Source organism: Pseudomonas kribbensis (assembly GCF_003352185.1).
Taxonomy (GTDB): Bacteria; Pseudomonadota; Gammaproteobacteria; order Pseudomonadales; family Pseudomonadaceae; genus Aquipseudomonas; species Aquipseudomonas kribbensis.
Genome location: NZ_CP029608.1, coordinates 6,086,402 through 6,098,208, shown reverse-complemented (window position 1 = coordinate 6,098,208; position 11,807 = coordinate 6,086,402). Strand labels below are relative to the sequence as shown.

General features: G+C 61.2%; 12 protein-coding genes. 6 read left to right on the top strand and 6 right to left on the bottom strand.

Features of this window, described 5'->3' with window-relative positions; genetic code table 11:
* The first annotated feature begins 97 nt into the window (after positions 1–97).
* Together DLD99_RS28010 and DLD99_RS28005 are read left to right on the top strand one after the other, a co-directional pair.
* Positions 98–1,018, top strand: a complete 921-nt coding sequence (locus tag DLD99_RS28010; RefSeq protein ID WP_085708898.1) for a LysR substrate-binding domain-containing protein — start codon at positions 98–100, stop codon at positions 1,016–1,018.
* A gap of 182 nt (positions 1,019–1,200) precedes the next feature.
* Positions 1,201–3,177, top strand: coding sequence for a methyl-accepting chemotaxis protein (locus tag DLD99_RS28005; RefSeq protein ID WP_114886302.1), 1,977 nt, complete (start codon positions 1,201–1,203; stop codon positions 3,175–3,177).
* A 105-nt stretch (positions 3,178–3,282) separates the two neighbouring features.
* Here the strand turns inward: DLD99_RS28005 and DLD99_RS28000 are convergent, their stop codons facing one another.
* The 3 genes from DLD99_RS28000 to DLD99_RS27995 all read right to left on the bottom strand — a co-directional run bounded on the left by DLD99_RS28000 (position 3,283) and on the right by DLD99_RS27995 (position 6,213).
* A complete protein-coding gene (locus DLD99_RS28000) occupies positions 3,283–4,776 on the bottom strand; it encodes a YifB family Mg chelatase-like AAA ATPase (RefSeq protein ID WP_114886301.1) in 1,494 nt (497 codons plus the stop codon).
* 177 nt (positions 4,777–4,953) lie between these two features.
* Positions 4,954–5,124, bottom strand: a complete 171-nt coding sequence (locus DLD99_RS29285) for a hypothetical protein (RefSeq protein ID WP_167443788.1) — start codon at positions 5,122–5,124, stop codon at positions 4,954–4,956.
* A gap of 828 nt (positions 5,125–5,952) precedes the next feature.
* The gene (locus DLD99_RS27995; protein ID WP_007920416.1) at positions 5,953–6,213 is read right to left on the bottom strand and encodes an accessory factor UbiK family protein; all 261 of its coding nucleotides are present in this window, start codon (positions 6,211–6,213) and stop codon (positions 5,953–5,955) included.
* 413 nt (positions 6,214–6,626) lie between these two features.
* Between DLD99_RS27995 and glnK the strand changes: the two genes are divergently transcribed.
* The 4 genes from glnK (at position 6,627) to sutA (ending at position 9,410) form a co-directional block, all read left to right on the top strand.
* The gene (gene glnK, locus DLD99_RS27990) at positions 6,627–6,965 is read left to right on the top strand and encodes a P-II family nitrogen regulator (protein ID WP_002555808.1); all 339 of its coding nucleotides are present in this window, start codon (positions 6,627–6,629) and stop codon (positions 6,963–6,965) included.
* Positions 6,966–7,002: 37 nt separating this feature from the next.
* Positions 7,003–8,340: an ammonium transporter gene (locus DLD99_RS27985; RefSeq protein ID WP_114886299.1), complete on the top strand. Its 1,338-nt coding sequence runs from the start codon at positions 7,003–7,005 to the stop codon at positions 8,338–8,340.
* Positions 8,341–8,555: 215 nt separating this feature from the next.
* On the top strand, positions 8,556–8,981 hold the full coding sequence (locus tag DLD99_RS27980) for a secondary thiamine-phosphate synthase enzyme YjbQ (protein WP_114886297.1): 426 nt from the start codon (positions 8,556–8,558) through the stop codon (positions 8,979–8,981).
* A 102-nt stretch (positions 8,982–9,083) separates the two neighbouring features.
* Positions 9,084–9,410 carry a transcriptional regulator SutA gene (gene sutA / locus DLD99_RS27975; protein WP_007951900.1) on the top strand — a complete coding sequence of 109 codons (327 nt, stop codon included), beginning with the start codon at positions 9,084–9,086 and terminating at the stop codon, positions 9,408–9,410.
* A gap of 65 nt (positions 9,411–9,475) precedes the next feature.
* Here sutA and DLD99_RS27970 read toward each other — a convergent pair whose 3' ends face one another.
* The 3 genes from DLD99_RS27970 to DLD99_RS27960 are packed head-to-tail and all read right to left on the bottom strand — an operon-like array spanning position 9,476 to position 11,804.
* Positions 9,476–10,180, bottom strand: a complete 705-nt coding sequence (locus tag DLD99_RS27970) for an HAD family hydrolase (protein WP_114886295.1) — start codon at positions 10,178–10,180, stop codon at positions 9,476–9,478.
* Positions 10,177–11,076 carry a tyrosine recombinase XerC gene (gene xerC, locus DLD99_RS27965; protein WP_114886293.1) on the bottom strand — a complete coding sequence of 300 codons (900 nt, stop codon included), beginning with the start codon at positions 11,074–11,076 and terminating at the stop codon, positions 10,177–10,179. Before xerC ends, DLD99_RS27970 begins: the two co-directional genes overlap by 4 nt.
* A gap of 2 nt (positions 11,077–11,078) precedes the next feature.
* Positions 11,079–11,804 (bottom strand): DUF484 family protein, encoded by a 726-nt coding sequence (locus tag DLD99_RS27960; protein WP_114886291.1) that lies wholly within the window; start codon positions 11,802–11,804, stop codon positions 11,079–11,081.
* Between the last annotated feature and the right edge of the window lie 3 nt (positions 11,805–11,807).

The window sequence follows — 11,807 nt, the reverse complement described above, 5'->3', positions numbered from 1 at the left end:
GTTGCACAAAGGGATAAAAAGGATGGGTGGCATGATTAAAACTCATCCAGCCGCGATTCTGCTAAGTTGGCGCAATCCCGCCATTGGAGCGCTGTGCATGTCCCGTCGTCTTCCACCCTTGTATGCCCTGCGTGCATTCGAAGCTGCGGCACGGCATAGTTCGTTCACCCGCGCTGCCGAAGAGTTGTCGATCACTCAAAGTGCGGTGAGCCGGCATATCCGCACGCTTGAGGAGCACTTCGCCTGTCGGCTGTTCCACCGCAGCGGACGCAACCTGCAGCTGACCGAGTCGGCGCGCCTGCTGTTACCCGGCATCCGTGAAGGCTTTGCGGCGCTTGAGCGGGCCTGCAACACCTTGCGCGCCGAAGATGACATCCTGCGCATGAAAGCCCCGTCGACCCTGACCATGCGCTGGCTGCTGGCGCGGCTCAGTCGCTTCCGCCACTTGCAGCCGGGTAATGAAGTGCAACTGACCAGTGCCTGGATGGACGTGGACTCGGTGGACTTCAACAACGAACCGTTTGATTGCGCGGTGCTGCTCAGCGACGGGCATTTTCCGCCGGACTGGGAGGCCAGCCTGTTGTTCCCGGAAGAGCTGATTCCGGTAGGCGCCCCCAACCTGCTCAATGACCAGCCCTGGGATGTGGCACGACTGGCCTCCACCGAATTGCTGCACCCGACCCCGGATCGCCGCGACTGGCGCAGCTGGCTGGAGCATATGGGGTTGTCGGATCAGGTATCACTCAAGGGCGGGCAGGTGTTCGATACCCTGGAACTGGGGATGATCGCGGCGGCCCGAGGGTATGGCGTGTCGATGGGCGATCTGCTGATGGTGGCCGAGGATGTGGCGCAAGGACGTTTGAGTCTGCCGTGGCCGACGGCGGTCGCCAGCGGCCTGAATTATTACCTGGTGTGGCCAAAGACCCGTCCGGGAGGTGAACGTTTGCGCAGGCTCAGTGATTTCCTTCAGGGCGAAGTTCGGGCGATGGAACTGCCGGTGGTCGCGCGCTTGAGCTGAAACGTTCGAGCCGCCACAATGCCGGCCCCAGGCCATAACCCTGCTGTGCGCTCAAGTATTCGCGTTCACCGCCGAATACGTCCAAGTGGAACCGTCGTGCCGGTTCTGCGCATCACCCCCATTATTAGAATTTTTCCGAGCCGCGATCAGGGAGGATCCGCAGACTCGGCCAGGAGCTGTCCATGTCTCAACCTCGCGCCCGGATCGCCTCGCAGCTGGGCCTTGCGCTCGCCGTGATACTGGCGGTTGTCATCAGTGGCAGTACGGTGTTCGCCCTGCGTTCGCTGGACACCGCCAACCTCGCCACTCGTGAAGAACACCTGGCCAGCGAGGCCCGTCTGCTCGCCGACCAGTTGAGCACCTTCCACGGCACGCTGCGTGAAAGCACCCAGCGCCTGAGCGGGCTGTTCGAGAAGCGCTTCAGCGCGGGCCTGAGCATTCACCCGGACGAGCCGGTCAGCGTGGCGGGCACCCAGACCCCGGGCCTGCACCTGGGTAGCGAAGTGTTGAACAACAACTTCAAGGAAGTCGACGAGTTCAAGCAGATGACGGCGGGCGTTGCCACGCTGTTCGTGCGCAGTGGCGAAGACTTCGTGCGGGTCAGTACTTCGCTGACCAAGCAGGACGGCAGCCGCGCCATCGGCACCTTGCTCGATCACGCGCACCCGGCCTATGCGAAGTTGATGGCGGGGCAGGGCTACGTCGGCCGCGCGCTGCTGTTCGATCGTTCCTACATGACTCAATACACCCCGGTGCGTGACAGCAGCGGCAAGGTGATCGCGGTGTTGTTTGTCGGCTTCGACTACACCGACGCGCAGAACGCCCAGTTCGACAACCTCAAGCGCTTCCGTATCGGCCAGAGCGGCTCCCTGGCGCTGCTGGACGAGCAGAACAAATGGCTGGTCGCGCCAGCGGGCGTGCAGGCGCCGGATCAAGCGGTACCCGTGGTGAATGGCCTGGCGAAAGCACCGGGCAAAGGCCGGTTCTGGAGTGATACGTCCGAAGACTTCTACAGCATCGCCGTTCCCTTCGAAGGTGGACCGTGGTCGGTGGTGGCGAGCATGCCGAAGTCCGAGATCCGCGAAGTGACCTGGAGCGTTGGCTTCCAGTTGGCCATCGGCAGCCTGCTGGCGATGCTGATCGCGGTCGGTTCGGCAGTGTGGCTGCTGCGCAGCAAACTGCAGCCGCTGGGTGATCTGGTGCGTCAGGCCGAAGCCTTGGGCGCTGGTGATCTGAGCGTGCGTCTGAACGTGTCTAGCAACGATGAAATCGGTCAGTTGGCCCGTGCGTTCAACCAGATGAGCCAGGCGCTGTCGACCATGGTCGAGCACATCCGCCGCGCTTCGGAAGAGGTCAACAGCCGTGCCCAGGCACTGTCCGGTTTGTCCGGTGGCGCATACGAAGGCATGGAGCAGCAGTCCGGCGAAATCACCAGCATGGCGGGTGCGGTTGAAGAGTTTTCCGCCACCTCGCTGAACATTGCCGACAACATGGGCAACACCCAGCGTCTGGCCCAGGAAAATGCCCAGCAGACCCAGATCGGCCGCAGCTCGATGGAAGAAGCCTCTTCCTCGCTGGAGCAGATTGCCGGCGCGCTGAACACCACGGCGACCGTGATCAACACGCTCGGTCAGCGCTCCCAGGAAATCGGCGGCATCGTCAGCGTGATCACCTCGATTGCCGAACAGACCAACCTGCTGGCGCTCAACGCCGCCATCGAAGCGGCCCGTGCCGGTGAACAGGGTCGCGGCTTTGCCGTGGTGGCTGACGAAGTGCGCAACCTGGCGTCGCGCACCCGTCAGGCGACTGACGAAATCTCCGGGATGATCCACAGCATCCAGCAGGAAACCGGCAACGCCATCAGTACCATGGAGCAGGGCAACGTGCTGATGCAGGAAGGCCTGTCGCGCAACGCCAACGTCGCTTCTGCGCTGGCGCGAATCGATGAGCAGAGCCGTTCGGCAGGGCAGCAGTTTGCGGCGATTACCACCGCGACTCAGGAGCAGAGCAGCACCGCTACGTTGCTCAGCAGCAATCTTCAGAGCATCGCGATGGCCAACAGCGAGCAGCGTGAGGTGGTCTCCAATCTGGCGGTAACCGCTAAAGAACTGGAGAAGCTGGCGGCGGATTTGCGTTCCGAAGTTGATCGCTTCCGCTGATGCGTCTCTGAAAAAGCTATCGCGAGCAGGCTCGCTCCCAAAGGATCTGTGTTGGTCCTGTGAGAGCGAGCCTGTTTGCATTTGGGCTCTCCAAAAACTCAGCACCTACTGACTCGCCGGCCGATACTGCAACGCTTCGGCCAGGTGCTCGCGTCTGATATCCGCGCACGTTTCCAGATCCGCCAGCGTCCGCGCGACCTTGAGCAACCGATGCGCCGAGCGCAGCGACAACGTCAGCCTTTCGCACGCCGTTTCCAGCCAGGTTTCATCGGCTGTGGATAACTTGCAGTGCCTCTTCAGCCCCGGCAAATCGAGAAACGCATTGGCGCAGCCCTGGCGCTTTTGCTGGCGTTCGCGGGCTTCGGCGACCAACGCCGCCGCACTGGCACTGTCCTCTCCCGGTTTCACCGCCGGGTTCAACGCTGTGGCCTCTCGCGCCACCGTCAGGTGCAAATCGATTCGATCCAGCAACGGCCCCGAGAGCTTGTTGCGATAGCGCTGCACCATGTCCGGTGTACACGAGCACTTGCCGCTTGGCTCGCCAAGATATCCACAGGGACAGGGATTCATCGCCGCCACCAGCTGGAATCTTGCGGGAAACCGCACTCGCTCCTTGGCTCGGGCAATCACGATGCAGCCGGATTCCAGCGGTTCGCGCAGAACCTCCAGCACCTTGCGATCAAACTCGGGCAGTTCATCGAGAAACAGCACACCGTGATGGGCGAGGGTGATTTCGCCGGGTTGCGGTTTTGAGCTGCCGCCGACCAGTGCCGGTCCGGAGGCCGAGTGATGCGGTTGGCGGAACGGGCGCTGGGGCCAATGAGTGAGCGGCGTGCCGCTGGCGACGGATTGAATCGCCGCCACCTCCAGCGCTTCACTCTCGGCCAGCGGAGGCAGCAATCCCGGCAATCGACTGGCCAGCAATGTCTTGCCCGTCCCGGGTGGTCCGCTGAACAGCAGATTATGTGCGCCGGCAGCGGCAACCAGCAGCGCCCGTTTGGCGGCCAGTTGGCCTTGCACTTCGTTCAGGTCGGGATAGGGTTTGGCGGCATGGATCAACCCATCCGAGACATAGGGTTCGACCGGTGTATGCCCGTTGAAATGCGCCACTGCCTCCAGCAGATGATCCACCGCGATCACCCTCAATCCCGATGCGAGGCATGCCTCCTCGGCATTCGCCCGCGGCACCACCAGCGTCCGCCCGGCCTTGCGCGCTGCCAGTGCCGCCGGCAACACACCGCGCACAGCCCGCACTGCGCCGGATAACGCCAGTTCGCCAAGGCACTCCACATCATCCAGCGTCAATGTCGGCACCTGAACACTCGCCGACAGAATCCCCAGCGCAATCGCCAGATCGAACCGCCCGCCATCCTTGGGCAAGTCCGCCGGGGCCAGATTCAACGTGATCCGCCGCGCCGGAAACTGCAGCCCGGAATTGATGATCGCACTGCGCACCCGGTCCTTGCTCTCCTTCACCGCCGCTTCGGGCAGGCCGACCATGGTCAGCGAGGGCAAGCCGTTGGCGAGGTGAACTTCGACGGTGACGGCGGGCGCATCCACGCCAATCTGGGCGCGGCTGTGGACGATGGCGAGGGACATGGTCGTTCCTTGAGTGAATCGGGGGCCGCTTCCTGCGGGTTTTTTAAGGGTAGTCGGGGAGGAGGGAGTTGAAGGGACAGTTGCCTGGGCAAAGCTTCACTGGATGTTGCTGAAATAGACATGACTAATCTTCAGGCGAAAAAAAACCGCCTACTAGACGGTCTTTTAATGCGAGATTCAGGTTCCGCCACCGGCGAGCCAGCCATCAGGCTCCAATTCTTTGCCATAGGCCGCGGCGACCTTCAAAAAATGCCGCTGACTGGCAGAAACCGTATCGGCCAAACTGGGCGTTTCTGCACGAAGCCTGGATGCGAGTAACGGCTGTTTTTTCTGTTTCTTCTGTTTCATAGACAGCTCTCGTGTCTGTGTTCTGTTTGGATCAGGCCGCAGAGGGTAGCGAAGGCAGGGATACTCACGTAATCAGGCGTGGGGGGCAGTCCTTGTAGGACGGTACTTACGTAAGTGAAGGACGTTGGTTCGGGCGGATTCAGGTTGATACGACTTGGGAGCTAAAAGTTCGCTGCGACTACTCCACAGAAAACCGATTGTCGCATCTATCTCGAGGCGAAAAAAAACCGCCTTGAGGAGACGGTTTTTAGTTGCAGGCTTCGGTGAGGCCAAGGCCTGCGCATCCTTAGTGGACACACTCACGTTCGCTGAGGGTATGCAGGTTTGCTTCTTGATGCAAGCGTCAAAGCCACTTGGCGCCCATCAGGACATGACGTGTCAGATAAGCCGGGAAAACATGCTTAATGGCTTGATACAACTTGTTTAAATGCATTTTGAAGGACTGCAATACCATCCGCTGCGACGATGCCCACTCATGGAGTGTTCACGGAGTGTGGCCGGGAGCGTAAAAATTTCATGTCCCTCGACACGGTGTGAGATCCGTGCCGGTGCTTTTTCGGGGGATCCACACCCGGCCGCCTTGGTGGGCACACTCACGTGTAGTCCCGAAAGTGTTCGTACGCCGGAAAGAGCATCGGAGGTTTGGCCCCACGCAAGGAGGGCCAAAATATGTCTAAGTTTCTTAAACATATGTGGCGCCTCGTCAGGATCGCGCTATGGGCTTTTCGCCTGTACGAGATTCTGCGAGACCGTTGGAATAATTCGCTGCAGGAATTGAACCGACGGAAACCGTTCCTGCCTCGGCAGGAGCGGTTTTAGCTTCTTGTCTCACTCAGCCGGCGGCGTCAGCTTCGCTTCCATTTCCGCCACCTTCGCCTCAAGGCTCTCAAGCCGGGCGCGAGTACGCGCCAGCACCACCATCTGACTATCGAATTCTTCCCGGCTCACCAGATCCAGTTTGCTGAACGCACTTTGCAGCAGCATCTTGAACTGGCTTTCGATTTCGGCTTTTGGCAATGGCGTGTCGCCGCTGAACAGGCGGGAGGCGGTGCCGCTCAGGGCGTCGAGGAAGTCTTTGGGCGCGAGCATGGGATATGTCCTGGAAACAATGGCCGGCAGTGTATCACGCAGTGTCTATAGTCATTCGCGCGGGCCGGGATGCACGCTTTTCGCGCAAAAGGATGAACGGCTGCGCACCGTTGTTGTGCGTATCCCGTGTGCCATTTCGGTGATGGCATCGACGGCCGCGGCCAAGGGATTGAAATCAGGGGATTTTGGCGAGATGGCAAGCTTTCTGCTTAGTCGGTAGTGACCCATGCACTGATGCAGTCGCTGTGACGAATGCAGTGCGCCGGACGGGACGGGGAGTTTCGTCGGGAGCGGTTAGCTGGCGTCAGTCGGGCGGGTAGGGCCGACGATGCGTTACAAAGCCAGGCACTGCGCTTAGACTTGAGTCGGGTTTGTTTTCCTGGGGCAAGTCCACCAATTCGGGAGAGAGTTTCATGAAGCTAGTCACTGCCATCATCAAGCCGTTCAAGCTGGACGACGTGCGCGAGTCGCTGTCCGAAATCGGCGTGCAGGGCATTACCGTAACTGAAGTCAAAGGCTTCGGCCGGCAGAAGGGTCACACCGAGCTGTATCGCGGCGCGGAGTATGTGGTCGATTTTCTGCCCAAGGTGAAAATCGACGTTGCCATCGACGACAAGGATCTGGATCGGGTTATCGAGGCGATAACCAAGGCTGCCAACACCGGCAAGATCGGTGACGGCAAGATCTTCGTGGTCAATCTGGAACAGGCGATTCGCATCCGTACCGGCGAAACCGATACCGACGCGATCTAAACGCCGCCACAAACCCAACGCCCCAGGAGAAAACAATATGACTCTGCGTAAATTCGCAGGGCTAGGCGCCCTGTTGTCCATCGTAATGCCCGGCCTGGCTTTGGCGGCAGATCCGGTGGCGCCTCCAGTCCTCAATTCCGGCGATACCGCCTGGATGCTGACCTCGACGGCCCTCGTGCTGTTCATGACCATTCCGGGCCTGGCGCTGTTCTACGGCGGCATGGTGCGGTCGAAAAACATTCTTTCCGTGATGATGCAGTGCTTCGCCATTACCGGCCTGGTCACCATCCTGTGGTTCATTTATGGCTACAGCATGGCGTTCGACACCACCGGGATGGAAGCCAACGTCGTCAACTTCAACTCCTTCGTCGGCAGCTTCGGCAAGGCCTTCCTCGCGGGCGTCACCCCGGCCAGCATTACCGGCCCGACCGCGCTGTTCCCTGAAGCGGTATTCGTTACCTACCAGATGACCTTCGCCATCATCACCCCGGCGCTGATCGTCGGTGCCTTCGCCGAGCGTATGAAGTTCTCCGCGATGCTGGTGTTCATGGGCGTCTGGTTCACCCTGGTTTACGCGCCGATTGCACACATGGTCTGGAGCGGTCCGGGTTCGTTGCTGGGTGACTGGGGCGTGCTCGATTTCGCCGGCGGCACCGTGGTGCACATCAACGCCGGTATCGCCGGGCTGGTGGCGTGCCTGGTGCTGGGCAAGCGCAAAGGCTTCCCGACCACCCCGATGGCGCCGCACAACCTCGGTTACACCCTGATGGGCGCGGCGATGCTGTGGGTCGGCTGGTTCGGCTTCAACGCCGGCTCCGCTGCTGCAGCCAACGGCACTGCCGGCATGGCGATGCTGGTCACTCAGATCGCAACCGCCGCCGCTGCACTGGGCTGGATGTTCGCCGAGTGGATCACCCACGGCAAACCAAGTGCACTGGGTATCGCATCGGGCGTGGTTGCCGGTCTGGTGGCAATCACTCCGGCGGCCGGCACCGTGGGCCCGATGGGCTCGCTGATCATCGGCCTGGCCGCTGGCGTGGTGTGCTTCTTCTGCGCCACCAGCCTGAAACGCAAACTCGGTTATGACGACTCCCTGGACGCCTTCGGCGTGCACGGTATCGGCGGTATCCTCGGCGCAATCCTCACCGGTGTGTTCGCTGCTCCGGCGCTGGGTGGTTTCGGTACCGTTACCGACATCGCCTCCCAAGTGTGGATTCAGTGCAAAGGCGTCGGCTTCACGGTGATCTACACCGCGATCGTCACCTTCATCATCCTCAAGGTACTGGATGCCGTGATGGGGCTGCGCGTTACCGAGGAAGAAGAATCGGTGGGCCTGGACCTGGCACAACACAACGAGCGCGGCTACAACCTGTAAGAACGCGCCTCAAAAAACTTGCCCGGTTCGCCGGGCATTTTTTTGTCCGGAATTTGTCATCCCTGATGTGGCTGAATGGATTTTTCGTACTGCTTTGGTCGTGTTTACGATGGGTGTTTTTCTACGGCCAATGGCTTACATCATTGAAGGAATATTAGGGCCTTTGTTTTTTTTCAGAGCGCGCTAGAATGCGCCCCGAACGTGCGGAGAACTGTATGTGGCAACAGACTCTGATAACCCTGCGGGCACGGCCCCGGGGCTTTCATCTGGTAACGGAAGAGTTGCTCGCCGGACTGCCCGAAATCAAGGCATGCCGGGTCGGTCTGTTGCATTTGTGGCTACAGCATACCTCGGCGTCGTTGACCATCAACGAGAACGCCGATCCGGCGGTACGTCGCGACTTCGAACGATTTTTCAATCGTCTGATCCCACAAGGAACAGACGGCTATGAGCATAACGACGAAGGCCTGGACGACCTCCCGGCGCACTTCAAGGCCAGCGTGCTGGGCTGCCAGATCAGTTTGCCGGTAACGGCGGGTCGACTGGCACTGGGCACCTGGCAAGGCGTTTACCTGGGCGAGCATCGCGATCATGGCGGTGCCCGCAAAGTCCTCGCCACCTTGCACGGTGAAGGGGCATAAACCGTTGGTCACCAATGGTTACCGATTTTTTTACGGCGACTTTCGACAGTCGCCAAAGCTGGTCTATAACTAATCTGCTTTTCGCAAGTCATGAGGTAGAACATGAGCGACGATGATCTGGAAAACGACGACCTCGAAGTAGGCGACGAAGACGAGGCCGAAGACGGTCTGGAAGCGGCAGCGGAAGACGTTGCTGAAGACGATGGCGGTGACGATACGCCGGCCCCGGCTGCCAAAGGCAAGGCCAAGGCTGCGGTGTCGGTCGACGAGTTGCCGAGCATCGAAGCCAAGAACAAGGAGCGCGATGCCCTGGCCAAGGCCATGGAAGAGTTCCTTGCCCGTGGCGGCAAAGTGCAGGAAGTGGAGGCCAACGTGGTCGCCGATCCGCCCAAGAAGCCGGACAACAAGTACGGCAGCCGCCCTATCTGAGGCGTGCCGCTTGCTTGCTGAAAAAGCCCGCCGTCGCTGCGGGCTTTTTCATGGGCGAAAGAAAACTAGCCGCGGCTGTTCCAGCGGGCGAGCACTGCTGGCAGATCGTTCAGGCTGCGAATTTCGGCATCCGGCAGGCGCTCCGCTTCCCAGACCTTGCCCGCCGGGTTGAACCAGATCGCGCGCAAGCCCGCCTGCTGCGCTCCGGCAATGTCATCTCCCGGATGATCGCCAATATGCACCGCCGCCTCGGCACTCACGCCACCACGTTGCAGGGCTTCATGGAACAGCCGCGCATCCGGCTTGGCGATGCCGATGTCTTCGGCGCACAGCGCAAATTTGAAGTAATCCGCCAGCCCGAGGCGACGCACATCGGCGTTGCCGTTGGTGACTACGCCGAGGGCGTAATGTTTGGCGAGGGTTTCCAGGATCGGCTCGACTTCCGGGAACACTTCGATCTGATGCCGGGCATGCAGAAACACTTCAAAGCTCTTGTCCGCCAGTTCCGACGCTTCGTCGTGGGCATATCCGGACTCTTCCAAAGCATGAAATAGCACCCGCCGGCGCAGCGCGCTGATGCGGTGCTTGAGTCCCGGTTCGCTGGCCAGCACCCGCTCGCGGATCGACCACAGATGTTCCACCGGCACCGCGCCCAGCTTCGGCGCATGCTCGCTCAGCCACTGGCGCAAAACCGCTTCGGCGCTGACGATCACCGGAGCGGTGTCCCACAGGGTGTCGTCGAGGTCGAAGGTGATCAACTGGATGCTCATGAATCATCGCCTTTCATGCGTTTGGCCCGTGGGTGGGCGCTGTCGTAGACCGCCGCCAGATGCTGGAAGTCCAGGTGGGTATAGATCTGGGTGGTCTTGATGTCCGAGTGGCCGAGCAGTTCCTGCACCGCGCGCAGGTCCTGGGAGGACTCCAGCAAGTGGCTGGCGAAAGAGTGCCGCAGCATGTGCGGATGCAGGTTCTGCCCCAGTTCGCGTTCGCCGGCCAGTTTGACCCGCACCTGAATCGCTCGTGGGCCGAGGCGTCGGCCTTGCTGGCTGACGAACACCGCATCGTCCGCCGGGTTGGTCAGCGCTCGCAATGGCAACCATTGCTCCAGCGCTTCCCGGGCCTTTTTGCCGACGGGCAACAGACGTGTCTTGCTGCCCTTGCCGAGCACCTGAACCATGCCGTCGGCAAGGTCGAGTTGATCGAGATTGAGCCCGGTCAGCTCCGACAGACGCAGGCCCGAGGAATAGAACAATTCCAGAATCGCCTGATCGCGTCGGGCCAGAAAGTCGTCCTCGACCGCGCCTTCAAGCAGTTGCAGCGCCCGGTCGGTATCGAGGGTTTTCGGCAGGCGGCGTTCGCCTTTGGGTGGTGTCAGGCCGGTGGCCGGGTCGTGATCGCAGAGGCCTTCGCGATTCAGATAGTGATAGAGCCCGCGCACCGCCGACAGCAGGCGCGCCAGGCTGCGTGAGGACTGGCCCTGGGCATGCAGGCGGGCGATCAGGCTGCGCAAGCGCTGGATGTCCAGGGCCTGCCAGCTGCCGACGTTCTGTTTGTTGCACCAGCCGAGGACCTTGTCGAGGTCGCGGCGGTAGGCCGACAGCGTATGCGGCGACACCTGCCGCTCACTGCGCAGGTGTTCGCAGTAAGCGTCCAGTTGCCGTTCCATGCTCAGCGTACCGAGCGCAGGGAGCTGTTGACCCGTGGCAGCACGCGGCCCATGACTTCGGCGATGTAACTGAGGAACAGCGTGCCGACCGAACTTTTGTAGTGCTGCGGATCGCGGCTGGCGATGGCCAGGATTCCGTGAATGCCCTGGTGGCTGACGGCGACCACGGCGGTGGAACCGATCTGCTTGCGCTGCTCTTCGCCGAACAGGAAGTCCAGTTCGTGTTCACGCAGGCTGCCGCTGACGCTCTTGCCTTCGGTGAGCAGGCCGCCGATGGCGGTCTGCGCGTCGGCGTGGGTCACCCAGCGGCCGACCGGAGCCGGGTTGTCGCCGAGCAGGATCAGGCTGACGAAGGGCACCTGAAAGTCCTGGCGCAGACTGTCTTCGACGCTGATCACCACGTCTTCCAGGGTGGCGGCGTCCATCAGGGCGAGGATCAGGCGGCGGGTCTTGTCGAACAGGCGATCGTTGTCCCGGGCCACGTCCATCAAGTGCGAGAGGCGGTGGCGCATCTCGATGTTGCGGTCGCGCAGGATGGACATCTGTCGCTCGACCAGCGACACGGTGTCGCCGCGACGATGGGGGATGCGCAGAGACGGCAGCAGCTCTTCGTGCTCGACGAAGAAGTCCGGATGAGCCTCCAGGTACGCGGCAACCGCTGCCGCCTCCAGGCTCTCGGACGCTGTTTCACCGGACTGTCGGGCGGGTACCTGAGGCTTATCGGTCATGGC